At 74.0% G+C, this 25722-nt stretch carries 20 protein-coding genes and 2 tRNA genes; 17 read left to right on the forward strand and 5 right to left on the reverse strand.

Features of this window, described 5'->3' with window-relative positions; translation table 11 throughout:
• Positions 1–19: 19 nt before the first annotated feature.
• The 6 genes from rsfS (at position 20) to QQY24_RS20975 (ending at position 2291) form a co-directional block, all read left to right on the forward strand.
• The gene (rsfS, locus tag QQY24_RS20950) at positions 20–463 is read left to right on the forward strand and encodes a ribosome silencing factor (RefSeq protein ID WP_301974236.1); all 444 of its coding nucleotides are present in this window, start codon (positions 20–22) and stop codon (positions 461–463) included.
• The gene (locus QQY24_RS20955) at positions 463–1131 is read left to right on the forward strand and encodes a histidine phosphatase family protein (protein WP_301974237.1); all 669 of its coding nucleotides are present in this window, start codon (positions 463–465) and stop codon (positions 1129–1131) included. The genes rsfS and QQY24_RS20955 overlap by 1 nt, the downstream gene beginning before the upstream one ends.
• 105 nt (positions 1132–1236) lie before the next feature.
• Positions 1237–1309, forward strand: a tRNA-Ala gene (locus QQY24_RS20960).
• A gap of 347 nt (positions 1310–1656) precedes the next feature.
• Positions 1657–1830 carry a hypothetical protein gene (locus QQY24_RS20965; RefSeq protein WP_301974238.1) on the forward strand — a complete coding sequence of 58 codons (174 nt, stop codon included), beginning with the start codon at positions 1657–1659 and terminating at the stop codon, positions 1828–1830.
• A gap of 3 nt (positions 1831–1833) precedes the next feature.
• Positions 1834–2067: a hypothetical protein gene (locus QQY24_RS20970; RefSeq protein ID WP_301974239.1), complete on the forward strand. Its 234-nt coding sequence runs from the start codon at positions 1834–1836 to the stop codon at positions 2065–2067.
• A 151-nt stretch (positions 2068–2218) separates the two neighbouring features.
• Positions 2219–2291 (forward strand) — tRNA-Ala (locus QQY24_RS20975).
• Positions 2292–2416: 125 nt separating this feature from the next.
• On the opposite strand, the gene QQY24_RS20980 is transcribed toward QQY24_RS20975, so the two are convergent.
• Both QQY24_RS20980 and QQY24_RS20985 read right to left on the reverse strand, forming a co-directional pair.
• Positions 2417–4027, reverse strand: a complete 1611-nt coding sequence (locus QQY24_RS20980; RefSeq protein ID WP_301974240.1) for an NADH-quinone oxidoreductase subunit NuoF family protein — start codon at positions 4025–4027, stop codon at positions 2417–2419.
• Positions 4024–5286, reverse strand: coding sequence for a cytochrome b/b6 domain-containing protein (locus tag QQY24_RS20985; protein ID WP_301974241.1), 1263 nt, complete (start codon positions 5284–5286; stop codon positions 4024–4026). The genes QQY24_RS20980 and QQY24_RS20985 overlap by 4 nt, the downstream gene beginning before the upstream one ends.
• Before the next feature lie 404 nt (positions 5287–5690).
• Between QQY24_RS20985 and leuS the strand changes: the two genes are divergently transcribed.
• From leuS to holA, 7 genes are all read left to right on the forward strand, one after another.
• The gene (gene leuS / locus QQY24_RS20990) at positions 5691–8564 is read left to right on the forward strand and encodes a leucine--tRNA ligase (RefSeq protein ID WP_301974243.1); all 2874 of its coding nucleotides are present in this window, start codon (positions 5691–5693) and stop codon (positions 8562–8564) included.
• A gap of 192 nt (positions 8565–8756) precedes the next feature.
• Entirely contained in the window at positions 8757–9500 is a 744-nt protein-coding gene (locus QQY24_RS20995) for a hypothetical protein (protein WP_301974244.1), read from the forward strand.
• A 72-nt stretch (positions 9501–9572) separates the two neighbouring features.
• Positions 9573–10418 carry a DegV family protein gene (locus QQY24_RS21000; protein ID WP_301974245.1) on the forward strand — a complete coding sequence of 282 codons (846 nt, stop codon included), beginning with the start codon at positions 9573–9575 and terminating at the stop codon, positions 10416–10418.
• 119 nt (positions 10419–10537) lie between these two features.
• Positions 10538–11755 (forward strand): ComEA family DNA-binding protein, encoded by a 1218-nt coding sequence (locus tag QQY24_RS21005; RefSeq protein ID WP_301974246.1) that lies wholly within the window; start codon positions 10538–10540, stop codon positions 11753–11755.
• Complete coding sequence (locus tag QQY24_RS21010) at positions 11752–14424, forward strand: ComEC/Rec2 family competence protein (RefSeq protein WP_301974247.1); 2673 nt, start codon at positions 11752–11754, stop codon at positions 14422–14424. The genes QQY24_RS21005 and QQY24_RS21010 overlap by 4 nt, the downstream gene beginning before the upstream one ends.
• A gap of 173 nt (positions 14425–14597) precedes the next feature.
• Positions 14598–14843 carry a hypothetical protein gene (locus QQY24_RS21015; RefSeq protein ID WP_301974249.1) on the forward strand — a complete coding sequence of 82 codons (246 nt, stop codon included), beginning with the start codon at positions 14598–14600 and terminating at the stop codon, positions 14841–14843.
• Positions 14844–14888: 45 nt separating this feature from the next.
• Entirely contained in the window at positions 14889–15878 is a 990-nt protein-coding gene (gene holA / locus QQY24_RS21020; RefSeq protein WP_301974250.1) for a DNA polymerase III subunit delta, read from the forward strand.
• A gap of 362 nt (positions 15879–16240) precedes the next feature.
• Here holA and rpsT read toward each other — a convergent pair whose 3' ends face one another.
• On the reverse strand, positions 16241–16507 hold the full coding sequence (gene rpsT / locus QQY24_RS21025) for a 30S ribosomal protein S20 (protein WP_067006864.1): 267 nt from the start codon (positions 16505–16507) through the stop codon (positions 16241–16243).
• Between the two features lie 225 nt (positions 16508–16732).
• Here rpsT and lepA point away from each other — a divergent pair, with 225 nt between their 5' ends.
• The 4 genes from lepA (at position 16733) to hemW (ending at position 24026) form a co-directional block, all read left to right on the forward strand.
• Positions 16733–18607 (forward strand): translation elongation factor 4, encoded by a 1875-nt coding sequence (lepA, locus tag QQY24_RS21030; protein ID WP_301974251.1) that lies wholly within the window; start codon positions 16733–16735, stop codon positions 18605–18607.
• A 260-nt stretch (positions 18608–18867) separates the two neighbouring features.
• Positions 18868–20742, forward strand: a complete 1875-nt coding sequence (locus tag QQY24_RS21035) for a long-chain fatty acid--CoA ligase (RefSeq protein ID WP_301974252.1) — start codon at positions 18868–18870, stop codon at positions 20740–20742.
• Between the two features lie 209 nt (positions 20743–20951).
• Positions 20952–22766 (forward strand): SpoIIE family protein phosphatase, encoded by a 1815-nt coding sequence (locus tag QQY24_RS21040; protein ID WP_301976309.1) that lies wholly within the window; start codon positions 20952–20954, stop codon positions 22764–22766.
• A 27-nt stretch (positions 22767–22793) separates the two neighbouring features.
• Positions 22794–24026: a radical SAM family heme chaperone HemW gene (hemW, locus tag QQY24_RS21045; protein ID WP_301974253.1), complete on the forward strand. Its 1233-nt coding sequence runs from the start codon at positions 22794–22796 to the stop codon at positions 24024–24026.
• Positions 24027–24134: 108 nt separating this feature from the next.
• Here the strand turns inward: hemW and QQY24_RS21050 are convergent, their stop codons facing one another.
• Both QQY24_RS21050 and QQY24_RS21055 read right to left on the reverse strand, forming a co-directional pair.
• The gene (locus QQY24_RS21050; protein WP_301974255.1) at positions 24135–24938 is read right to left on the reverse strand and encodes a DUF3097 domain-containing protein; all 804 of its coding nucleotides are present in this window, start codon (positions 24936–24938) and stop codon (positions 24135–24137) included.
• A 34-nt stretch (positions 24939–24972) separates the two neighbouring features.
• On the reverse strand, positions 24973–25695 hold the full coding sequence (locus QQY24_RS21055; RefSeq protein ID WP_301974256.1) for an MBL fold metallo-hydrolase: 723 nt from the start codon (positions 25693–25695) through the stop codon (positions 24973–24975).
• Positions 25696–25722: the final 27 nt, after the last annotated feature.

The following is a 25722-nucleotide window of genomic DNA, read 5'->3' on the forward strand; positions in this document are numbered from 1 at the left end:
GCCGACGGAAAGCCATGTAGTGACCGCCACCGACCGTTCCCTTGAGCTCATCCACACCGCCGCCCAGGCGGCTGCCGACAAGCTCGCCCACGACGTCATCGCCTACGACGTCAGCGACGTCCTGTCGATCACGGACGCCTTCCTGCTGGCCTCCGCGCCGAACGACCGCCAGGTCAAGGCCATCGTCGACGAGATCGAGGAGCGCCTGCTGAAGGACCGCGGCGCCAAGCCGGTCCGCCGCGAGGGCGACCGCGAGTCCCGCTGGATCCTGCTCGACTACGTCGACATCGTCGTCCACGTCCAGCACAGCGAGGAGCGGGTCTTCTACGCCCTGGAGCGGCTGTGGAAGGACTGCCCCGAGCTCGACCTGCCCGCCGACGCCAGGGCCACCCGCGGCAAGGCCGAGGAGCACGCCCGGCTGCAGGCCGCCGAGGACGCCGACGGCCAGGGCGGAGCGTGGTGATGGGCGCCACCGGCGAGGCGAGCGGCGAGCGGCGCCGCGGCCGCCGCGTCATCCTGTGGCGGCACGGCCAGACCGCGTGGAACGTGGAGCGCCGCTTCCAGGGCACCACGGACGTCGAACTGACCGGGACCGGCGTCGGGCAGGCCCGCCGTGCCGCCCGGCTGCTCGCCTCCCTGCGCCCCGACGCGATCGTCTCCTCCGACCTGCAGCGGGCCGTGCGCACGGCCGCCGAACTGGCCGCCCTGACCGGCCTCGACGTCACCCGCGAGGAAGGTCTGCGCGAGACCTACGCGGGTGTCTGGCAGGGGCTGACGCACGAGGAGATCATCGCCCGCCACGGCGAGGAGTACGCCGCCTGGAAGCGCGGCGAGGCCATCCGCCGCGGCGGCGGCGAACTGGAGACCGAGGTCGCCGACCGCGCCGCCCCCGTCGTGCTGCGGCACGCCGAGAAACTGCCCGAGGACGGCACGCTCGTCGTCGTCAGCCACGGCGGCACCATCCGCACCACCATCGGCCGTCTCCTCGGCCTGGAGGCACAGCACTGGGAGAGCTTCGGCGGCCTCTCCAACTGCTGCTGGTCCGTGCTCGGCGAGGGCGCCCGCGGCTGGCGCCTGCTGGAGCACAACGCGGGCACCCTCCCGGAGCCCGTCCTCGGCGACGACGACTGAGCCCGCCGAAACCCGACGCTCCCGGTGCCGGGCCCGGATTTCACTTTCCGGCAGGTCGCAGGCTAAAGTTCCTCTTGTTCGCCCCGCCGAGCGGGAAGAACACCAGGGGCTATAGCTCAGTTGGTAGAGCGCCTGCATGGCATGCAGGAGGTCAGGAGTTCAATTCTCCTTAGCTCCACTGGTCGACACTCCATTGAGTCGTCGAGGACCGGTGTTGAGGATCCCGTCCCTCCAGGGGCGGGATCCTCTGCGTTTCACCCCGGCAGCTCCGACGCCCCCTCTTCCGCCGCCGGCCGCGCGGGGCGCGGTGTCCGACACGCTCTTCCGGGCCGCCCTGAGTCATCCGGGGTCCCGCGGGCGTATACCTCTACGGAGGCGTTCCCGGTGGTCGCGCGGGCACCGACCGCGACGGCCCCGGCGGGAGCCGTGTCCGGACTGGTACTGAGGCGTCGCTGACCGTATCGGCCCGGCCGTGGCAGAATCAAACGGCCGGAAGGGAGCGCGGCCCGACGGGAGGGAGTAGCGATGCCTGCGAGCATCCTCGAGGAGGTCGGCCACCTCCTCGGTGCGGCGTTGATACGGGACACGGCCACCCGGCTCAGCTGCCCTTCCTGCGGTTCCGCCGACGTGGCGCAGGTCCTCGGCGACAACGGCGGAATCTCTTACGTGTGCACGGCCTGCGGCCACAGCTGGAGCTGATCAATGGGTGCACACAGGCGAAAGTGCGACTGGTGCGGGAGCGGTACGCCGATCGTCCGCGACATGGAACCGGTCAATCCCGACTACCAGTACTGGTGCGAGGAGTGCGCGCGGGCGCTGGTCATAAAAGGCGACCCGATCGAGACCTACCGCGAGCTGGAGGGCGAGCCGATCTACGGCCGCCTGCTCGAGGAGCACTGCACGCTCAAGAGGTTCTACTCCTTCGTCACGGCGTGACGCGACCGGCCCCCGAAACCGACATAGTGTCTGTTCGGGGGCAGAGCGGAAACCGATTTGGTACCGCACCCGGGTGACCGTGTAATGTTGGCGTCGCCGCCGGGGAAACCGGGCGGAACGAACGGCAGGCGGCTTCGCCGCATGACCGCGAGGGGCTATAGCTCAGTTGGTAGAGCGCCTGCATGGCATGCAGGAGGTCAGGAGTTCAATTCTCCTTAGCTCCACGGAAGTCGAAGGCGGACCGTCCACCGGACGGTCCGCCTTCGGCGTGTTCGGGACGCGTTCCGAGACGTCCCGGGCGCGGTGGGCCGGCGGGGCGTCCGCGCCGGACGGCCCGCCGGCCGTGTGCTCAGCGGCCCAGGGCGCGGCGGCCGCGGCCCTGGGAGAGGACCGGCAGGTTGCGGGACGGCGCCTGCGCGCGCGTGTCCTCCTCGATGCGCAGCGCGAGCGCCGGGCAGCGGCGCACCGCGCGCAGCGCCTTCGCCTCCGCGTAGCGCGGCACCTTCGCCTGGGCGACGGTGGGGAAACCGTCCGCGCCCAGCTCGAAGACCTCCGGGAGGATGTCCGCGCACAGGCCGTGGCCCCGGCACAGCGTCCAGTCGACGTAGATCTTCTGGCGGCTGCCGCCGGCCTCCTCCGGCTCTCCGCCGCCCGGGACGCCCGTGGGGGCCCTGCCCCCCTCGAAGAGCGGCAGGACGCCCTGCACGGGCCGTCCGCAGCCGTTGCCGAGGACGTGCGCGGCCAGGTCGTCGGTGAACGCCTTGATCGTCGATTCCAGGAACATCGCGGAGCCGTCCGGGTGCGAACACGCCCCGCGCCGCTTCACGTTCTTCGCGACCTGCTTCAGCGCCTCCAGGGCGGCCGGCCCGCCGCCGTCGAGGATGTCCTCCATGCCGCGCGCGGCGGCCGGGAGTCCCAGGTAGCAGGGGCCGCACTGGCCCGCGCTCTCCTCGGCCAGCCACTGCGCGACCCGCAGCGACTCGCCCAGCGGGCAGGTCTCCTGGCCGATCGGCAGGATCGCGCCCGCGCCCAGCGAACCGCCCACCGCGTCCAGGGAATTGCGCGAGACGACCGCCTCGTCGACGGTCGCCGCGTCGATCCACTTGCCGTGGTATCCGCCGGTCAGCACACCCTGCGGAACCGGCGGGGCGCCGGCCAGCTGCAGGATGTAGCGCAGCGGCACGCCCGTCGGGACCTCGATCACCATCGGGCGGGCGACCGCGCCGGAGACCGTGAGCATGACGGTGCCCGGCTCGTCGTACAGGCCGGTGTTGCCGTAGCGCTCCGGGCCGATGCGGGCGGCGATGGCGAGCTGCGCGAACGTCTCCGCGTTCGACAGCAGGGTGGGGGCCCCGCCGACCCCGCTCTGCGAGGCGCTGATCTTGCGGCCGGGCGGGATCGCCGGGCCGCCGTCGATGGACCGGACCAGCGAGGCGGCGGCGCCGGTGACCATGCGCACCGGATTGCGCTGCACCCATGCGCGCAGTGCCGACCGGCGGCTGTTGCCCAGGCCCCGCTCGGCGAGCGCGGCCTCCATGGAGCGCTGCGTGGACTCCCGGGTGACCCCCACCACGAGCGTGCGGGCGCCGAGCGCCTCGGCGCACAGCAGGGCGCCGTCCAGGATGAGGTGCGGGGCGCGGTTGATGAGCACCGTGTCCTTGCGGCAGGCCGGCTCGTCCTCGCTGCCGTTGACGACGACGACCGGCCGCACCCCGCGCCTGATCGCCGACTCGGCGACCGAGCGCAGCTTCTTGTGGAAGGGGAAGCCCGCGCCGCCGCGGCCCCTGAGGTTGATGCGCTCGGCCAGTTGGGCGAGCTGTTCGCCGCCCAGGGGGTCCAGCGGCCCGTGCACCTTCAGGTGCATGGGCAGGTCGAGCCGTTCCACAAGGTCGAAACCCGACGTGAGCTGGGGAAGACCGACCACGCGGACTTCGGGTACGTCGGGCAGGGCCTCGTTCACCTATAGCCTCCGGAAGGCATGTTCCACGGCTCGCCCGAACCCGGTGCGTCGAAGGACGCGCCGGGGGCTGGTTCGGCGGCGGGACCGCTGTCGAACGTGTCACCCGCGTTGTACGCGCCGTAGGGGTCGTTTGTCTCACCGGTGTCGTACACATCACTTCCGCCGTACCCGCCCGCGCCCGCGCCGCGGTGGGCGGGGACGGTGTGCCCGGTGTCCCGGAGCGGGTCGTGGACCGGCGGCGGGGCCTCGCCGACCGGCGGCGGGGACGGGACCGGCCAGCCGCCCGGGGGACCCCCCGCGCGCGGGACCGCCCCCATGGGCCGAGTGTCCGGCGCGTCCGCGCGGCCGGCCGCGAACGGCTCCCCGGCCGGGCCCGGCATGGCCACCGCGCGGTAGGCGGCCGCGAAGCCGGCCGCCGGCTCCGCGGCGGGGGGCCGGTACGCCGGCGCGGACGGCGGGGCCGCCGGGCCGGCCGCCGGCCGCCGGCCGCGCCGGCCCTCGAAGCCCGGCGGGGCGGACCCGGCGGTCCGGGAGCGGCTCGCGGCCGGTTCCTCGCGCCCCGGCCGCCCGGAGCTGCCCAGGAGGGCGACGAGCCGGTCGGCGATCTTGCGCTTGACCGGCCGCGGCGCGGAGCGCAGCGCGAGGGCGCCCATGACGCCCAGCAGGGACAGGCTGTAGAGGATCACGAACACCGGCTTGGCCTGGCGGCCCGCGTAGAGGCCGTGGACGAGGGCCGCGCACCAGGCGGGGTAGGCCAGCATGTGCATGGCCCGCCAGCGGGCCGCGACGGGGGCCGGGGCGGCGAAGTTGCCGCGCAGGGCGCCGGTGACGCCGACGAAGGTCATCAGCAGGCCGGCCAGGGAGCCCAGGCCGATCAGACCGGCGCTTCCGGTGACGCCGAGCGAGAACGGGACCACCGCGGCGACCAGCCGGGTGTGATCCAGCGCGATCTTGGTGGTGATGTGCAGCAGCAGGAACGCGATCGAGGCGACCGCGGTCGTGCGGTGCACCGCCTGGCCGACGATCCGCTGGCGGGTGTTCAGGAAGATGCGGTCCTGGGCGAACAGGCCCCAGATCACCGAGCAGCTGAGGGAGACCAGGGACAGCACGCCCGCGCCGAAGTTCAGGAACTCGCGGAACCGGCTGCCTCCGGCCAGCACCGCCACGGGTATCAGCAGCAGGACGACGGTGGACGCCACCCCGTAGGCCGACCGGCCCGGTTTGGGGAGCGATCTGTTGCTACGACGACGAGGGTTCATGGGGGGCAACTCCGAACAGTTTCGGGAAAGCGGTCCCGCTGCCGGACTCTAAGCGGCGCCATACCGATCGGTACGGGATTTGGGTTATCGCGTTGTCGCCAAAGGACAATGCACCCGGTATGGCGTCCCTTAGGGGTTGTTACGCGAAGTAATCCTCGACCCGGATCCGGCTCCGGCGGGGCGTGCTGACATGTCCCCCAGACGTACGGACGCGCGTCGCGGCTTGCTCAAGCCCTGCGGTACCCTAGCGCCATGCGTGCCGTACGCCTTCTGCTTAGCGGGCCGCGCTGATCAGTACCGACCACCGGTTGTGCCGTGTGGCCGGCATCGGCGCGGCGTCCCCTCCTGTGCGAGGGGTTTTTTCGTTTCCGCAGGCAAAGACGATCGATGGAGCTTTGAGGATCATGAGCGAGACGAACCCCGCTGCCACCGCCGAGGCGGCCGCGCCGCACCGCTACACGGCCGCCGTGGCAGCCGAGATCGAGGCACGCTGGCAGGACTTCTGGGACGCCGAGGGCACCTATGCGGCGCCGAACCCGCGGGGCGACCTGGCCGGCGATCCGGCGCTGGCCGCGAAGCCCAAGAAATTCATCATGGACATGTTCCCGTACCCCTCCGGTGCGGGCCTGCACGTCGGCCACCCCCTGGGCTACATCGCCACCGACGTCTTCGCGCGCTTCCAGCGCATGACCGGCCACAACGTCCTGCACACCCTGGGCTTCGACGCGTTCGGCCTGCCCGCCGAGCAGTACGCCGTGCAGACCGGCACGCACCCGCGCGTGTCCACCGAGGCCAACATCGAGAACATGAAGGCCCAGCTGCGCCGGCTGGGCCTCGGCCACGACAAGCGCCGGTCGTTCGCCACGATCGACCCGGCGTACTACAAGTGGACCCAGTGGATCTTCCTGCAGATCTTCAACTCCTGGTACGACGAGGAGGCGAAGAAGGCCCGTCCGATCTCCGAGCTGGTCGCCCGCTTCGAGTCCGGTGAGCGTGCCGTGCCGGGCACCACGCGCGCGTGGAGCGAGCTGAGCGCCGCCGAACGCGCCGACGTGCTGGGCGAGTACCGCCTGGCCTACGCCTCCGACGCGCCGGTCAACTGGTGCCCCGGCCTGGGCACCGTGCTGGCCAACGAGGAGGTCACCGCCGACGGGCGTTCCGAGCGCGGCAACTTCCCCGTGTTCAAGGCCAAGCTGCGCCAGTGGAACATGCGCATCACCGCCTACGCCAACCGGCTGCTGGAGGACCTGGAGGAGCTGGACTGGCCCGAGGCCATCAAGCTGCAGCAGCGCAACTGGATCGGCCGCTCCGAGGGCGCCCGCGTCGACTTCCCGATCGACGGCGAGCGCATCACCGTCTTCACCACCCGCCCGGACACCCTGTTCGGCGCGACCTACATGGTGCTGGCGCCGGAGCACCCGCTGGTCGAGAAGTTCACCGCGCAGACCTGGCCGGAGGGCACCCACGAGGTGTGGACCGGCGGTCACGCGAGCCCGGCCGAGGCCGTCGCCGCCTACCGCGCGCAGGCCGCCGCCAAGTCCGACGTCGAGCGGCAGGCCGAGGCCAAGGACAAGACCGGCGTCTTCATCGGCGCGTACGCGACCAACCCGGTCAACGGCGAGCCGGTCCCGGTCTTCATCGCCGACTACGTCCTGACGGGCTACGGCACCGGCGCGATCATGGCCGTCCCGGCGCACGACACCCGCGACTTCGAGTTCGCCCGCGCCTTCGAGCTGCCGATCCGCTGCGTGGTCGAGCCGACCGACGGCCGCGGCACCGACACGTCGGTCTGGCAGGACGCCTTCGCCGCGTACGACGCGAGGATCGTCAACTCCGCCAACGACGAGGTCTCCCTGGACGGCCTGGGCGTCGCCGAGGCCAAGGTCCGCGTCACCCGGTGGCTGGAGCAGCGGGGCATCGGCGAGGGCACCGTCAACTTCCGGCTGCGCGACTGGCTGTTCAGCCGCCAGCGCTACTGGGGCGAGCCCTTCCCGATCGTCTACGACGAGGACGGCGTCGCCCACGCGCTGCCCGAGTCGATGCTGCCGCTGGAACTGCCGGAGGTGGAGGACTACAGCCCGCGCACCTTCGACCCGGACGACGCCGACACCCAGCCCGAGACCCCCCTGTCGCGCAACGAGGAGTGGGTCAGCGTCACCCTGGACCTGGGCGACGGACCGAAGAAGTACCGCCGCGAGACCAACACCATGCCCAACTGGGCCGGGTCCTGCTGGTACGAGTTCCGCTACCTGGACCCGCACAACGACCGGCAGCTGGTGGACCCGGAGACCGAGCGGTACTGGATGGGCCCGCGCGAGGGCCTGCCGCACGGCGGCGTCGACCTGTACGTCGGCGGCGCCGAACACGCCGTGCTGCACCTGCTGTACGCCCGCTTCTGGTCCAAGGTCCTGTACGACCTGGGGCACGTCTCCTCCGCGGAGCCGTTCCACAAGCTGTTCAACCAGGGCATGATCCAGGCCTACGTCTACCGCGACGGCCGGGGCATCGCGGTGCCGGCCGCCGAGGTGGAGGAGCGCGACGGCGCCTACTACCACCAGGGCGAGAAGGTCAGCCGCCTGCTGGGCAAGATGGGCAAGTCCCTGAAGAACGCGGTCACCCCGGACGAGATCTGCGCCGAGTACGGCGCCGACACGCTGCGCCTGTACGAGATGGCGATGGGCCCGCTGGACGTCTCGCGCCCGTGGGACACGCGCGCGGTGGTCGGCCAGTTCCGGCTGCTGCAGCGGCTGTGGCGCAACATCGTCGACGAGAACACCGGCGAGGTCACCGTCACCGACGCCGAGCCCGACGAGGAGACGCTGCGCGCCCTGCACAAGGCGATCGACGGCGTGCGCCAGGACCTGGAGGGCATGCGCTTCAATACCGCCATCGCCAAGGTCACCGAGCTGAACAACCACCTGACCAAGACCGGCGGCGCGGTGCCGCGCCCGGTCGCCGAGCCGCTGGTGCTGCTGGTCGCCCCGCTGGCCCCGCACATCGCCGAGGAGCTGTGGCGCAGGCTGGGCCACACCGACTCGGTCGTCCACCACGACTTCCCGGTCGCCGACCCGCGGTACGTGGTGGACGAGACCGTGACCTGCGTGGTGCAGATCAAGGGCAAGGTCAAGGCCCGCCTGGAGGTGCCGCCGGCCATCTCCGGGGAGGAGCTGGAGAAGGTGGCGCTGGCCGACGAGAAGGTCCTCGCGGCGCTGGACGGCGCGGGCATCCGCAAGGTGATCGTGCGGGCGCCGAAGCTGGTGAACATCGTTCCCGCCTGACGGCCGGGCGCCGGCCGCACCGGTGCCGCGAGCGCTGCCGGACGACCGGCGGACGGGCGAGGACCCGCCCGCCGGTCGTCCGGGTGTTCACCTACGGGCAGGTTCGGGGTTCCGCCGGAACCCCGAACCTGCCCGCAGCGTTTACCGTGGAGAGCGCGGCGGTCCGTGCCGCACCCGGCGGAGGAGGAGCGAATGGAAGTGGTGCTCATCGTGTTCGCCCTGCTCTTCGTGCTGTTCGCCGGCCTGGGCGTGTGGGCCGTGGTCAAGGCGGTCGGCGCGGCCAAGCGCGGCGTGGACCGGACCATCGCCCAGACCCGCCGCACGGTGGAGGACCACACCCTGCGCGCCAAGTCCTCCATGCGGCCGGGCCCGGCCGGGGAGATCGCCCAACTGCGGCTCTCGCTGCGCAGTTCGATGCGCGCCACCCAGGACGCGCTGGGCGCGGGCGTGCACCGGGACGAGTCGCTGAAGGAGTCCCTCGGCCTCTTCGAGCGGCTCAGCGCCCACGGCCACGAGCTGGACGCCGAGCTCAAGCGCCTGGAGACCGAGCCGGACCGGTCCGCACTCGCCGCGCGCCTGCCCGACCTGCGCCGCCGCACCGAGCGCATCACCCGCTCCGCGGACTCCCTGCGCTGGGCCGCGCACGACCGGGGCCATCGCTTCGCCGACGACGACCTGGACGCCCTCAGCGCCCAGATCGACGTCGAGTCGGGCGCCCTGCGGCACTGGACGCGGACCGAGCCCACCCCGGCGCCCCCGCCGTGGCCCGACGCCCCGGTCCCCGCCGAGGCCCCGGCGGCCCACCGGCGCACCCGGCCGGACACCCCCGGCACCCAGGGCGCCGCCGGGGAACCGGCGGCGCCCGCGATCACTCCGCCGACGCGCGGGACGGCCCACCCCTGGCAGAAGAAGCCGCGCCCCGAGAGCACCACCTGAGCGGACCGCTCCTGCACCGCGCCGCAGGGGCCGGGCTGCAGCGCGGGCACTACGCCAGGTAATCTCCAGCTCATGTCCCGCCATGTCGCGATCGTTACCGATTCAACGGCCTACCTGCCGCCGCGGACGATGGAGCGCCACGGCATCACAGCGGTCCCCCTGACCGTGGTCCTGGGCGACCAGGCACTCGAAGAGGGCACCGAGATCTCGACCCGCTCCCTGGCCCAGGCACTGCAGAAACGGCGTCCGGTCACCACCTCGCGCCCCAGCCCGCAGGTCTTCTCGGAGACCTACCGCAAGGTCGCCGAGGCCGGCGCGAGCGACATCGTCTCCCTGCACCTGTCCGCCGAACTGTCCGGCACGTACGACGCGGCGGTCCTCGCGGCGCGCGAGGCGCCGGTGCCGGTGCGGGTGGTGGACACCGGCATGATCGCGATGGCCCTGGGCTTCTGCGCGCTGGCCGCGGCCGAGACCGCGGACGCCGGCGGCACGGCGGACGAGGCGGTGACGGCCGCCGAGAAGCGGGCCGCCGGCACCTCCGCCTACTTCTACGTCGACACGCTCGACTACCTGCGCCGCGGCGGCCGCATCGGCGCCGCGCAGGCCCTGTTCGGTTCCGCGCTCGCCGTCAAACCCCTGCTCCAGCTGGACGGCGGCCGTATCGAGCCCCTGGAGAAGGTCCGCACGGCCTCCAGGGCGATCGCCCGGCTGGAGGAGATCGCCGCCGACCGGGCGGGCGCCGCCGAGGTCGACATCGCCGTCCACCACCTCACGGCCCCCGACCGGGCCCACGCCCTCGCCGACCGGCTGCGGGCGCGGGTCCCCGGGCTGGTCGAGCTGCACGTCAGCGAGGTCGGAGCGGTGATCGGGGCACACACCGGGCCGGGCCTGCTGGGAGTGGTCATCTCCTCCCGCTGACGTCCGGCACCCCGAGCCCGTTCACTCGTACGGGTGGTGCAGTTGTCCACAACCGGGCCGCTGTCCCCGGAAACCGGCCAAGATCATCGAGAATCGGCGGGACGTCCCATCCTCGTCGCATGGCACTTCGACCACGCTCACGCACGGCCACGCCGACCAGCGGCCCGGGCCGCGGCCCCGCCTCCGACGGCCGCGCCCGCCACCGGTCCACCGGCCACCGCCGCGCCCGCCACCGTCCGCCCGCACCGGCGCAGGAGCTGCGCCGCCGTGCGGACCTCCTCTTCGGCCAACGGGCCGTGCAGTGGCGCGAGTCGGGCAACGGACCGCCGGACGAGCGGAGGCCGCCCGCGACCACCGCCGCGGATGCGGATGCGGATGTGGGTGCGGGGACGGAGGCGGGTGGGGGTGCGGGGACGGGTGCGGTCACGGACCCGGTCACGACGCCGGCCGCGGTTGCGGTGCCCGCACCGGGCTCCGTAGGGCAGGCGGTGGACGCGGTGGCCGACGCGCGCTCGGAGCCGGAGCCCGGCGCGGACGCCGAACCGGGGACGGAGCCCGCCGGTGCGGCGCTCCGGCCGGGGGTGGCCGGGACTTTCGCGCCGGGACGGCGGGAGCGGATCGGGGCGGCGTTGCGCGAGCGGATGCCGGTGTGGTTGCAGGCGCGGTGCGGGGTGGAGCGGCGGACGGTGGCCGCGCTCGCCGTGCTGCTCGCGGCCGTGGCCGCCTTCGCCGTCCAGCACTTCTGGGCGGGCCGCACACAGTCCGTGAGCGCCCCTCAGGCGGTGCGCGTGCAGGCGCCGTTCGCCGGGCCGTCCGCCGGACGGGGGGTCATCGTGAGGGCGGCCGGTGGCGCGGTGCGCGCGCCGGCGACTCCCGGCGGGGAGATCGTCGTGGACGTCACCGGCAAGGTCCGCGAGCCGGGGATCCGGCGGCTGCCCGCCGGTTCGCGGGTGGCCGACGCGCTCCGCGCGGCGGGCGGGGCCCGGCCGGGGGTCAGCACCGACGGGCTCAACCGGGCCCGCTTCCTGGTGGACGGAGAGCAGGTCGTGGTCGGCGCGCCCGCGGGGGTGCCGGCCCCTCCGCCCGGGTCCGGCGCCGGAACCGGTGCCGGACCGGCCGGCCCACCGGTGGGCGCGGGACCGGCCGCTCCGGTCTCCCTCAGCACGGCGACGGTCGACCAGCTCGACGCCCTGCCCGGAGTCGGCCCGGTCCTGGCCCAGCACATCGTCGACTACCGCACCCGGCACGGCGGCTTCCGCTCGGTCGGCGAACTGCGCCAGGTCAACGGCATCGGCGACCGCCGCTTCTCCGACCTGCGCGATCTGGTACGGCCATGAGCGGCCCACACGACGAACGATCGTCCGTACCCGCGGGGGCCGGTGGTCCGGCCGGGAGCCGGACCGGGGAGGAACCGCCGGCGGGAGTGGGGGACGGCGGGACGCCGGACCTGCGTCTGGTGCCGGCCGCGCTCGCGGCCTGGGGGACGGCGGCTGTCACCCTGGGCGTCCCACCGGGCTGGAGTGCCGGCATCGCGGGTGTCTGCCTGGTCCTCGGCGCGGTCCTGCTGTCCGCGCGGCGGCGGGGGAGACGGGGACCGGCGGGACGGCCCGGGTCCCGGCCCGCCCGGGCCCGGGCCCCGGTCGCCGCCGTGCTGCTCTGCGTCGCCGCGGCCGCCGCCTCCGCCGGGCTGCACGGCGCGGACGTGCGGCGCGGGCCGGTGCCGGAACTGGCGCGACGGTTCGCGGCCGTGACCGCCGAGGTCGAACTGACGGGCGATCCCTGGCCGAGCAGGCCGCGCGTGCGGGGCGACCACGCGGCACCGGTGGCGGTGCTGGCCCGGGCGGAGGTGCGGCGCGTGGAGGGGGGAGGCGGAGCGGCTGTGCGGACGCGAAGCCCGGTGCTCCTGGTCGTCGACGCGGACGTGCCGGCGCCGGAGGACACGGACACGCGGGGCGTCGGCGCACGTGCCGCAGGATCACCGCCGGCCGAGTCCGAGAGTGAGGGCGAGTCCGAGTCCGAGAGCGGGGGCGAGTCCGGGGGAGGGCACGCGCGAGGTGGACGGCGTGCGGCCTGGCTCGGGCTGCTGCCGTCCACGCGACTGAGGGTGAGCGGGCGGCTGGCACCGGCGCCGGCGGGCGGCGACCGGACCGCGGCCGTGCTGCGGGTGCGGGACCGGCCGGTGGCCGTCGCGGGGCCGAGCGGCCCGCAGCGGCTGGCGGGCCGGCTGCGGGCCGGGCTGCGGGAGGCGACCGAAGGGCTGCCCGCGGACGCCCGCGCGCTGCTCCCGGGCCTGGTCGTCGGCGACACCTCACGGATCACGCCCGAACTGGACGACGCCTTCAAGGAGACGGACCTCGCGCACACCCTCGCCGTGTCCGGCAGCAACCTCACGATCCTGCTGGCCCTCCTCATCGGGCCGCCGGGCCTGGCCCGGCGGATCGAGCGCCGCGGACTCGCCCCGCGCCTGGGCCTGTCCCTGCGGACGACGGCCCTGCTCGCGGGAGCGCTGACGCTCGGCTTCGTGATCGTGTGCCGGCCCGACCCGAGCGTGCTGCGCGCCGCGGCCTGCGGAGCGGTCGCCCTGCTCGCCCTGGCCACCGGGCGCCGCCGGTCCCTGCTCCCGGCGCTCGCCACGGCCGTCCTGCTGCTGGTGCTGTACGACCCGTGGCTGGCCCGCGGTTACGGGTTCCTGCTGTCCGTGCTGGCCACCGGTGCGCTGCTGGTGGTGGCGCCGGGCTGGAGCGCGGCGCTGCGGCGGCGCCGGGTCCCCGCTCGGCTCGCCGAGGCGCTGGCCGCCGCAGCCGCGGCGCAGGCCGTGTGCGCGCCGGTCGTCGTGGTGCTGTCGGCGCGGGTGAGTCTGGTGGCGGTGCCCTGCAACCTGCTGGCCGAGGTGGCGGTGGCACCGGCGACGGTGCTGGGGTTCGCGGCGCTGGCGACGGCGCCGGTGGCGATGCCGCTGGCCAAGGCACTGGCCCGGGGGGCCGGCTGGCCGGCCGGGTGGATCGCGCGGGTCGCCCGGACGGGGGCGGCGCTGCCCGGCGGGGGAGTGGACTGGCCGGGCGGCTGGATCGGGGCGCTGCTGCTGGCGCTGGTCACGGTGGGTGTGGTCCTGGCCGGGCGGCGGCTGCTGCGGCATCCGTGGTGGTGCGGTGCACTCGGTGTGCTGCTCCTCGTGGTGGTGGTGCGGCCGGCTCCGCTGGCCCGGGTGGTCACGGGCTGGCCGCCGCCCGGCTGGCGGTTCGCGGTGTGCGACGTCGGGCAGGGCGACGCGACGGTGCTGGCGGCCGGTGCGGGGACCGCGGTGGTCGTCGACGCGGGACCCGATCCGGCGCCGGTGGACCGCTGCCTGCGGGAGCTGGGCGTCACGCGCGTCCCCCTCGTCCTCCTGACCCACTTCCACGCGGACCACGTCGCGGGACTGCCGGGTGTCCTGCACGGCCGGGCGGTGGCCGCGATCGAGACCACCGGCTACGAGGAGCCGGCCGACCAGGCCGCGTTCGTGAGGAGGGAGGCCGCCGCACGGCACATTCCGCTCCTGCGGGCCGTCGCCGGGGAGGAACGGCGCACCGGGCCGCTCGCCTGGCAGGTGCTGTGGCCGCCCGGGGGGCCCGAACCGCCGCCGGAGCCGGACGGCCCGAACGACGCCAGCATCGTCCTGCTCGTCCGCACCGCCGGACTGCGGCTGCTGCTCCTCGGCGACCTCGAACCCCCGGCCCAGCGGGAGCTGCTGCGGTCACCGGTGGCGGCCCGGCTGACCCGGGTGGACGTGCTGAAGGTGGCCCACCACGGTTCCGCCCACCAGGACCCGGAACTGACACGCCTGGTGGCGCCCCGGGTGGCACTCATCTCGTGCGGTGCCGGCAACCCCTACGGCCATCCGGCACCGGCCACCGTGGCCGGGTTGCGGGCGGGCGGCGCGGTGGTGCTGCGCACGGACCGGGACGGAGCACTGGCGGTGCGGGGGAGGGGAGGGCCGGGCGGGGAGGTGCGGGTGGTGAAGGACTGAGGAACGGCTGAGAAGCGCCCGCGGGGCCACCGGGGGCCACACCTGGGGACGGCGGGGACGGCGGGGGCCATCGGGGGACGGTGGGGCGGGATACCGGGGACCCGGACGCGGGAGGCCGTCCCGGGGTCCCACCTCGTGGCTCCGGATCCCCCGGGGTGCCGGAGAATGGGGCGGTGAGCGATGTGAGACATGTGCTGGTGCTCCCCGACCGCGAGGCGGCCGAGGAGGCGGCCGAGGCGCTCCCGGAGCGCTTCGGCACCGACGAGGAGCCCCGGCTCGTCCGGGACGCCCTGGCCGGTGAGGAGGACGCGGAGGACGCCCAGTGGCTGGTGGTCCTGCGCGACGGGGCCGGACGGCTGGACCCCGCGGAGCTGGACGCGTTCGCGGGGGAGTGGGACGGGTGGCGGGAGGAGCCGTAGGCCGGACCGGCCGCGTTGTCAGCGGTCCGTGGGATGCTTCTCCAGATGGCCAGGAAGACTGCGAATGACGACCCCCTCGCCCCCGTGACGCTCGCCGTGGGCCAGGAGGACCTCCTGCTGGACCGCGCCGTGCAGGAGGTGGTGGCCGCCGCCCGGGCCGCCGACGCCGACACGGACGTGCGGGACCTGACCCCGGACCAGGTGCAGCCCGGTACGCTCGCCGAGCTGACGAGTCCCTCGCTCTTCGCCGAGCGCAAGGTCGTGGTCGTGCGCGACGCGCAGGACCTGGCGGCCGACACGGTCAAGGACGTGAAGGCGTACCTCGGGGCGCCCGCCGAGGAGATCACCCTCGTGCTGTTGCACGCCGGCGGTGCCAAGGGCAAGGGGCTGCTGGACGCCGCGCGCAAGGCGGGGGCGCGGGAGGTGGCGTGCCCGAAGATGACCAAGCCGGCGGACCGGCTGGCGTTCGTGCGGGGCGAGTTCCGCTCGTCCGGGCGGTCGGCCACGCCCGAGGCGTGCCAGGCGCTGGTCGACGCCATCGGGAGCGAGCTGCGGGAGCTGGCCTCGGCGGTGTCGCAGCTCGTCGCCGACGTCGAGGGCACGATCGACGAGGCCGTCGTCGGCCGTTACTACACCGGGCGGGCCGAGGCGTCCAGCTTCACCGTCGCCGACCGGGCGGTGGAGGGGCGTACGGCGGAGGCGCTGGAGGCGCTGCGGTGGTCGCTGGCGACGGGGGTGGCGCCGGTGCTGATCACCAGTGCGCTGGCCCAGGGGGTGCGGGCGATCGGGAAGCTGTCGTTCGCCCGGGGCGGCCGGCCGGCCGATCTCGCGCGGGAGCTGGGGATGCCGCCGTGGAAGATCGACCGGGTCCGGCAGCAGATGCGGGGCTGGACGCCGGACGGGGTGTCCGTGGCGTTGCGGGCGGTCGCGGAGGCCGACGCGGGGGTGAAGGGCGGCGGGGACGACCCCGGGTACGCCCTGGAGAAGGCCGTGGTGACCGTCGCACGGGCCGCTCGGTCCCGGGGACGCGGATAGGCCGGTGCGCCAGGGGCCCAGCCCCCGGACCCCAACTCCCGGATCCCAACTCCCGGATCCCGGACCACAGCCCCCGGCCCCGGACCACAACCCCGGTCCCCGTCCGCCCGTCCGGTCAGGGACGCGTCGGACTCCGGGCACCCTGCCCGGCCGGCCGGGCCCGGTCCGCCGGTCGCGCCGCGCGCACGCCGGAGGCCCCGGCGCCCTCCCCGGGGAAGGGAGGGCGCCGGGGCCTCCGGATCACGCTGGGTGACTCGTACCCGCGTGGCGAACGCAGGCCGCGTACGAGTCGGGGGTGCCGGACGGGAGCGGATGAGAGAGGGCCCGCTCGGGTCCCTCCGGCGGTCAGATCAAAAAGGTGTTCAGCCCTTGAGGGACGTGACCTTGGAAGCGAGCGCCGACTTCTTGTTGGCGGCCTGGTTCTTGTGGATGACGCCCTTGGAGACGGCCTTGTCGAGCGCACGCGCGGCAGCGCGCTGCAGCTCGGTGGCCTTCTCGACGTCACCCGCGGCAGCGGCCTCGCGGGCCTTGCGGATCGCGGTCTTCAGGGAGGACTTGACGGCCTTGTTGCGCAGCCGGGCCTTCTCGTTGGTCTTGATCCGCTTGATCTGGGACTTGATGTTCGCCACGAAGGAGCCTTTTCAGGTTCAGGCGCGGGGCCGCTCGGGTCCCGTGCCGGTGAATCAGGATTTCCGGTCGCGCCTCGCGCTGAGAGGGCATGAGGCACAGCCATCTACAGTACCAGTGGCCCTCCGGGCGGCCCAAAACGGTCCCCGGTCCCGCCCCGTGGGACCATGGAGACTACGTATCGATCCGACCCGAGGCATAAGGCGCCTCAAGAGACAGGACCCTGCGTGCCCGCGACCCCTAACCATGTGCCCGAGCCGAGCCGTACCGCCCCGGCTCTGATCCGCAACTTCTGCATCATCGCGCACATCGACCACGGCAAGTCCACGCTCGCCGACCGGATGCTCCAGCTGACCGGTGTGGTCGAGCAGCGGCAGATGCGTGCTCAGTACCTCGACCGGATGGACATCGAGCGCGAGCGCGGTATCACGATCAAGTCCCAGGCGGTGCGTCTGCCCTGGGCCCCGACCGAGGGCCCCGACCAGGGCACGACGCACATCCTCAACATGATCGACACCCCCGGGCACGTCGACTTCACCTACGAGGTCTCGCGGTCGCTGGCCGCCTGCGAGGGGACCGTCCTCCTCGTCGACGCCGCCCAGGGCATCGAGGCGCAGACCCTCGCCAACCTCTACCTGGCGATGGAGAACGACCTCACGATCATCCCCGTGCTCAACAAGATCGACCTTCCCGCGGCCCAGCCCGAGAAGTTCGCCGAGGAGCTGGCCAACCTCGTCGGCTGCGACCCCTCCGACGTGCTCAAGGTCTCCGCCAAGACCGGCCTGGGCGTCGACGTGCTGCTCAACAAGGTCGTCAAGGAGATCCCGGCCCCGGTCGGCGTCGCCGACGCACCCGCCCGCGCCATGATCTTCGACTCCGTGTACGACTCCTACCGGGGTGTCGTGACGTACGTCAGGGTCGTGGACGGCCAGCTCAACAAGCGCGAGCGCATCAGGATGATGTCGACCGGCGCCACCCACGAGCTGCTGGAGATCGGGACCAACTCGCCCGAGATGCTGCCGGCGGACGGGCTCGGGGTCGGTGAGGTGGGCTACCTCATCACCGGCGTGAAGGACGTCCGGCAGTCCAAGGTCGGTGACACCATCACCAGCCAGGCCAAGGGCGCCACCGACGCGCTCGGCGGCTACAAGGACCCGAAGCCGATGGTCTTCTCGGGCCTGTACCCGCTGGACGGCTCGGACTACCCCGACCTGCGCGAGGCCCTGGACAAGCTGCAGCTCAACGACGCCGCGCTGGTCTACGAGCCGGAGACCTCCGCGGCCCTCGGCTTCGGCTTCCGCGTCGGCTTCCTCGGCCTGCTCCACCTGGACGTGATCCGGGAGCGGCTGGAGCGCGAGTTCGGGCTCGACCTGATCGCCACCGCCCCGAACGTGGTCTACCGCGTGATCATGGAGGACGGCAGCGAGATCACCGTCACCAACCCCAGCGAGTTCCCCGAGGGGAAGATCGCCGAGGTGTACGAGCCGGTCGTGCGGGCCACGATCCTCGCGCCGACGGAGTTCATCGGCGCGATCATGGAGCTGTGCCAGACCCGGCGCGGCACCCTGCTCGGCATGGACTACCTCTCCGAGGACCGCGTCGAGATCCGCTACACGCTCCCGCTCGCGGAGATCGTCTTCGACTTCTTCGACCAGTTGAAGTCCAAGACCCGCGGCTACGCGTCCCTGGACTACGAGCCCACCGGCGAGCAGAGCAGCTCCCTGGTGAAGGTCGACATCCTGCTGCACGGCGACAAGGTCGACGCCTTCTCGGCGATCACGCACCGGGACCAGGCGTACGCGTACGGCGTGCGGCTCGTCGCCAAGCTCAAGGAGCTGATCCCCCGGCAGAACTTCGAGGTGCCGGTGCAGGCCGCCATCGGTTCCCGGGTGATCGCCCGCGAGACCATCCGCGCCATCCGCAAGGACGTCCTCGCCAAGTGCTACGGCGGCGACATCTCCCGCAAGCGCAAGCTGCTGGAGAAGCAGAAGGAGGGCAAGAAGCGGATGAAGATGGTGGGCTCCGTCGAGGTCCCGCAGGAGGCCTTCATCGCCGTCCTCTCCAGCGACGACAGCGCGGGATCGGGCAAGGGCAAGAAGTAACCACTGGTAACGAACGGTTACGAGCCGGGACCGGGTGAGTGGGGCCCGTCGTGCGGAGGCGCGGCGGGCCCCACGCGTGCGCAACGTCGCTCACGCTTTGGAAAGTGACAGGCTGGTGCCCCTTACGCAGCGGCCGGTCGCGCCTTACTCTGATCCCTGCTCGATAGTTACTCGCGAGTTAAACAACGAGCCCGAACCCCACCGTGAGTTAACCCAGCCGCACTGAGCCAGCCGCACCGTCGCGGGCCCCGGAGGACGTCGTGAGCGACACACAGACCCTGATCGAGAACCGACCGCCGTCCGTGGCGACCCTCTTCCTGGAGCGCGTGGCGGCCACACCGGACGCCGAGGCCTACCGCTACCCGGTCCCGCCGGCCTCCGGCCAGGGTCCCGACGACTGGAAGTCGCTGAGCTGGGGCCAGGCGGCCGAGCGGGTGTACGCGATCGCGGCCGGACTCATCGAACTGGGCGTGCAGCCGCAGCAGCGGGTCGCGCTGGCCTCCTCCACCCGGGTCGAGTGGATCCTCGCCGACCTCGGCATCATGTGCGCCGGCGGCGCCACCACGACCATCTATCCGCAGACCAACGCCGCCGAATCGGCGTTCATCCTCTCCGACTCCGAGAGCCGGGTGCTGATCGCGGAGGACGCGGCCCAGCTCGCCAAGGCGCGGGAGCAGCGTGCCGGACTGCCCGCGCTCACCAAGGTCGTCGTCGTCGACCCGGCCGGCGTGCGGACCGACGACTGGGTGACCACCCTCGCCGAACTGGAACGGCGCGGCGCCGCCTACCTGGAGACCCGCCCCGAGCTGATCAAGGAGCGGGTTGGCGCGATCACCCGGGACCAGCTGGCCACCCTGATCTACACCTCCGGCACCACCGGCCGCCCCAAGGGCGTGCGCCTGCCGCACGACAACTGGTCCTACATGGCCCGGGCGATCGCCGCGACCGGCCTGGTGGGCGGCGACGACGTCCAGTACCTGTGGCTGCCGCTCGCCCACGTCTTCGGCAAGGTCCTCACCTCCGGCCAGATCGAGGTCGGCCACGTCACCGCCGTCGACGGCCGCGTCGACAGAATCATCGAGAACCTCCCGGTGGTGCGGCCGACGTACATGGCGGCCGTGCCGCGCATCTTCGAGAAGGTCTACAACGGCGTCGCCGCCAAGGCCCGCGAGGGCGGCGCGGCCAAGTACAGGATCTTCCAGTGGGCCGCCGAGGTCGCCCGCGAGTACGCCAAGGTCACGCAGGACAACTTCATGCGCACCGGCGTGCACTCCGCCCCCTTCGGCCTCGCCGCCAAGCACAAGGTCGCCGACACCCTCGTCTTCGCCAAGATCCGCGAGGCCTTCGGCGGCCGGCTGCGCGCCTGCGTCTCGGGCAGCGCCGCCCTCGCCCCGGAGATCGGCTACTTCTTCGCCGGCGCCGGCATCCACGTCCTGGAGGGCTACGGCCTCACCGAGTCCTCGGCGGCCTCCTTCGTCAACCCCGGCGAGGCCTACCGCACCGGCACGGTCGGCAAGCCGCTGCCCGGCACGGAGGTGCGCATCGCCGACGACGGCGAGATCCTGCTGCGCGGCCCCGGCATCATGGAGGGCTACCACCAGCTGCCCGAGAAGACCGCGGAGGTGCTGGAGCCCGACGGCTGGTTCCACACCGGCGACATCGGCGAGCTGTCGCCCGACGGCTACCTGCGCATCACCGACCGCAAGAAGGACCTCATCAAGACCTCCGGCGGCAAGTACGTCGCCCCGGCCGAGGTCGAGGGCCAGTTCAAGGCGGTGTGCCCCTACGTCTCCAACATCCTGGTGCACGGCGCCGACCGCAACTACTGCACCGCCCTCATCACCCTGGACGAGAGCGCGATCCTCCCGTGGGCCCAGGACAACGGCCTGGAGGGCAGGTCGTACGCCGAGATCGTCGCCGCCCCGCAGACGGTCGCGATGGTCGAGGGCTACGTCAAGCAGCTCAACGAGGGGCTGCAGCGCTGGCAGACCATCAAGAAGTTCCGGCTGCTGCCGCGCGACCTCGACGTGGAGCACGGCGAGATCACGCCCAGCCTGAAGCTGAAGCGGCCGGTGGTGGAGCGGGAGTACAAGCACCTCATCGACGAGATGTACGCGGGCACCAGGGAGTCCTAGCGGGGCTCCGCGGGGACGGCCCCGTGCCGCTCGCGGCGGCTTGCGCCCGGCCCCACCCGGACGTGCCCGGGCACGTCCGGGCACGTCCGGGCACGTCCGGGCACGTCCGTCCTCCGGTGCTCTCTTAGCACGATTCGCGAGCATTGTCGCCCGTTTCGGTGACCCTGTGCTCATCCCCGTTGGCGGTCTGTCACCCTGGCCGCATGGACATGGCGGCCATACCGGTGCAGCGGGAGAGCCAGGCCCCCACTCGTGGGGCGCGGGGGCACGCCGTCCTGCCCAGCAGCCCCCTCGCGCCCGGCTCGGCCCGGGCCCTGGTGCGGGCCGCGCTGGCCGAGCTGCCGGCCGTCTGCCCGCGGCTCGCCGACGACGTCCTCGCCGTCGTCAGCGAGCTGGTCACCAACGCCGTCGTGCACGCCGGCACGGAGGTACGGGTCGACTGGCGGCTGGAGGAGGGCGGCGCGCTCGTCGTGGAGGTCGGCGACCAGCACCCCACGCGCGCCCCGCGCGACTCCTCGGGCGGCGAGGCGCCCCACGACATCCCCGAGTACGGGCGCGGCCTGCGCCTGGTCGCCACGCTCGCCGAGTCCTGGGGCGTCACCTACCGCACCGGCGGCAAGACGGTGTGGGCGCGCCTGCCGGCCGATGGCCGCCCGGACGGACCCGCCCCGGACCACGCCCTGGAGGTCGCCGAGGTCCTGGCGCCGCGGTCGCCGGGCGCCGGACGCGACCGGGACTGGCTCGGCCGGGGCGCGCTGTCCTTCCTCGCCGAGGCCTCCGACCTGCTCGCCGGACAGCTCGACGAGAACCTCGTCGTCGCCCTCACCGGCCAGCTGATCGTGCCCCGGCTCGCGGACTGGTGCGCGGTGTGGCTGGAGGACGAGGCGACCGCGCGCGCCGGCGACGGCGGCGCGCCCGCCCGGGTCTGGCACGTCAGCGAGGACCGCGTCGAGGAACTGGGCCGGGCCCTGGAGAAGGACCCGCCGCGCCCGCGGGACGGGCTGCCCCGCGGCCCGCAGCGCCACCCCTGGCCCGGTGACGCGCTCGGCCCGCGCGGCGCCCGCGGCACGGCGCTGTCGTACCGGCTGATCGCGGGCGGCCGACCGCTGGGCACGCTCGTCCTCGGACGGTGCGGGCAGGCGGGCTTCCCCGACGAGGTCACCGGCCTGGTCGAGGACCTCGGCCGACGGGTGGCGCTCGCCATCGGCGCGGCCCGCCAGTACGCCCGCCAGGCCACCATCAGCGCCGTCCTGCAGCGCGGCCTGCTGCCCGGCGCGGTCGCCGAGATCCCCGGGATGCGCAGCGCGCTCGTCCACGAGCCGTGCCACCAGGGCGGACCCAGCGGCGACTTCTACGACCTCTTCCCGGCCGGCGACGGACGCTGGTGCTTCGCCGTCGGCGACGTGCAGGGCAAGGGCCCCGAGGCGGCCGTCGTGATCGGACTCGCCCGGCCCTGGCTGCGCCTGCTCGCCCGCGAGGGCTACCGGGTCGCCGACGTCCTCGACCGCCTCAACCAGCTCCTGCTGGACGACGCCACCGAGGCCGCCGACGCCGCCGCCCGCGCGCTGATCACCGCCGGCGGCCGGCCCGTGGTGCCCGGCGACGGCCCCCAGACCCGCTTCCTGTCCCTCCTCTACGGCGAGCTGACCCCGCACGACGACGGCGTCCGCTGCACCCTCGCCTCCGCCGGCCACCCCCTGCCGCTGGTGCTGGGCCCCGACGGCGCGGTGCGCACGGCGGCCCGCCCGCAGACCCTGCTCGGCGTGGTCGAGGACGAGACCTACACCAGCGAGACCATCGAACTGCGCCCCGGCGACACGCTGCTGTGCGTCACCGACGGGGTCACCGAGCGGCGCTCGGGCTCCCGGCAGTTCGACGACGGCGACGGGCTCGCCCGGGCCCTGTCCGGCTGCGCGGGCCTGAGCGCCGAGCGGGTCGCGGAACGCATCCGGCGCCTGGTGCACGACTTCGGCGGCGGCCTCCCGGAGGACGACCTGGCCCTGCTGGTGCTCCAGGCGGAGTGAGCGCCGGCGTGCGGGACAATGGAGGACATGCCTTCCGCACTCCCCGACGGCGAGCCCGTCCCCGACGACGGCGCGCTGCCCGCCTCCGCGCTCGCCGGGGCGGCCGGCCGGCCCCTCGGGTTCTACCTGCACGTCCCGTACTGCGCGACCCGCTGCGGCTACTGCGACTTCAACACGTACACCGCCACCGAGCTGCGCGGCACCGGCGGGGTGCTCGCCTCCCGGGACAACTACGCCGGCACCCTGGCCGACGAGGTCCGCCTCGCCCGCAAGGTGCTCGGCGACGACCCGCGCGCGGTCCGCACGGTCTTCGTCGGCGGCGGGACGCCCACGCTGCTGGCCGCCGGGGACCTCGTACGGATGCTGGGGGCGGTCCGCGACGAGTTCGGCCTGGCGCCGGACGCGGAGGTCACCACGGAGGCGAACCCGGAGTCGGTCGACCCGGCCTACCTCGCCGCGCTGCGCGAGGGCGGCTTCAACCGGATCTCCTTCGGCATGCAGAGCGCCCGGCAGCACGTGCTGCGGGTCCTCGACCGCACCCACACCCCCGGCCGGTCCGAGGAGTGCGTGGCCCAGGCGCGGGCGGCGGGCTTCGAGCACGTCAACCTGGACCTGATCTACGGCACCCCCGGCGAGTCGGACGACGACTGGCGGGCCTCCCTGGACGCCGCCCTCGGCGCGGGCCCGGACCACGTCAGCGCCTACGCGCTGATCGTCGAGGAGGGCACGCGGCTGGCCCACCGGATCCGCCGGGGCGAGGTGGCGCCGACCGACGACGACGTGCACGCGGACCGGTACCTCATCGCCGAGGAGACGCTGTCGGCGGCGGGCTTCGACTGGTACGAGGTGTCCAACTGGGCCACCTCCGGGGCGGGGCGCTGCCTGCACAACGAGCTGTACTGGCGCGGCGCCGACTGGTGGGGCGCGGGGCCGGGGGCGCACAGCCACGTCGGCGGGGTGCGCTGGTGGAACGTCAAGCACCCGGGGGCCTACGCGGCGGCGCTGGCGGCGGGGCGGTCGCCGGGGGCCGGGCGCGAGGTGCTGTCGGCGGAGGACCGGCGGGTGGAGCGGATCCTGCTGGAGCTGAGGCTGCGCGAGGGCGTCCCGCTGTCCCTGCTGAAGGAGGAGGGGCGCGCGGCGTCCCGGCGGGCGCTGGGGCGGGGCCTGCTGGAGCCCGGGCCGTACGGGGAGGGGCGCGCCGTGCTCACGCTGCGCGGGCGGCTGCTGGCCGACGCGGTGGTGCGCGACCTCGTGGACTGAGACGCCCCGGGCCGCGGCGTGCCGTGACGGGGCGGGGTGGCTCCGGGCGGGGGCCGCCCCCCGCCCCGCCCCCGCCCGCGTCCGCGGGGCGCCGCCGGGCCGTGGCGGCTACGCGGGTGCCGTCACGAAGTCGATCAGCTCCTCCACCCGGCCCAGCAACTCCGGTTCCAGGTCCTTGTAGGAGCGCACCCGCGACAGGATCGCCCGCCAGGCCGCCCCCGTGTTCTGCGGCCAGCCCAGCGCCCGGCACACGCCCGTCTTCCAGTCTTGGCCGTGCGGGACGCGGGGCCAGGCCGCGATGCCCAGGGACGACGGCTTCACGGCCTCCCAGACGTCGACGTACGGGTGGCCCACGACCAGCGCGTGCTCGCTCGTCACGGCCCGGGCGATCCGCCACTCCTTCGTGCCCGGCACCAGGTGGTCCACCAGGACGCCCAGCCGCGCGTCCGGGCCCGGGCCGAATTCGGCCACGATCGCCGGCAGGTCGTCCACGCCCTCCAGGTACTCCACGACCACGCCCTCGACGCGCAGGTCGTCGCCCCACACCTTCTCCACCAGCTCGGCGTCGTGCCGGCCCTCGACGTAGATGCGGCCGGCACGGGCCACGCGGGCGCGCGCGCCGGGTACGGCGACCGAGCCGGAGGCCGTGCGGGCGGGCCGCGCCGGGCCGGCGGCCGGCCGCACGAGCGTCACCGGCCGGCCCTCCAGCAGGAACCCGCGCGGCTCCAGCGGGAACACCCGGTGCTTGCCGAAGCGGTCCTCCAGCGTCACCGTGCCCGCCTCGCAGCCGATCACCGCCCCGCAGAACCCGGTACCGGCCTCCTCCACCACCAGACCGGGCTCCGCCGGGACCTCCGGCACGGGCTTCGGCTTCTTCCACGCGGGTGTCAGGTCGGCGGAGTACTGGCGCATTCGCATGACGATAGGAGAAGCCCGGCGGGAGGGCTCACGACACGCCGAAACGCGTTGCCAGCTCGTCCCGTTGGCGCCGGACGAAGGCCGCGTCGACCACCGCTCCGTGACCGGGCACGTACAGCGCGTCCTCGCCGCCGAGCGCGAGCAGCCGGTCCAGGGCGTCCGGCCAGCGCGACGGGACCGCGTCGGGGCCCGCCTGCGGCGGCCCGGACTCCTCCACCAGGTCGCCGCAGAAGACGACCTCGGGGGAGCCGGGGACCAGGACCGCGAGGTCGTGGGCGGTGTGCCCGGGGCCGACGTTGGCCAGCAGCGCCTGCCGGCCGCCGCCGAGGTCCAGGGTCCACTCCCCGCAGACCGGGTGGCGGGGCGCGGCCAGCGCCTCCACCGCCGCGTCCGCGTCCGCGACCGGCAGGCCGTTGCGGACCGCGTCCAGGCGCAGCTCCTCGCGGTCGTGCGCGAGGACCGCGTCCGCGCCCACCGCCGCGTACACCTCCGCCCCCGGGAACGCGGCGGCCCCGAAGACGTGGTCGAAATGGGGGTGGGTCAGCGCGAGATGGGTCACACGGCGGCCCGCCGCCGCCCGCGCCCGCTCCCGCAGCCGCGCGCCCTCGGCGAGGCTCGACCCGGCGTCCACCACGAGTGCCGTGCCCTCCCCCAGGACCAGCCCCGAGGTGCAGTCCCAGCCCGGCAGCCGGCACCGCCCCACACCGGCGGCGAGCCGTTCCCACCCCAGCTCTTCCCAAGTCACCGTCATACCGCGACGCTAGCGGTGGGCGCGGGC

It is taken from the genome of Streptomyces sp. TG1A-8 (assembly GCF_030499535.1).
Taxonomy (GTDB): Bacteria; Actinomycetota; Actinomycetes; order Streptomycetales; family Streptomycetaceae; genus Streptomyces.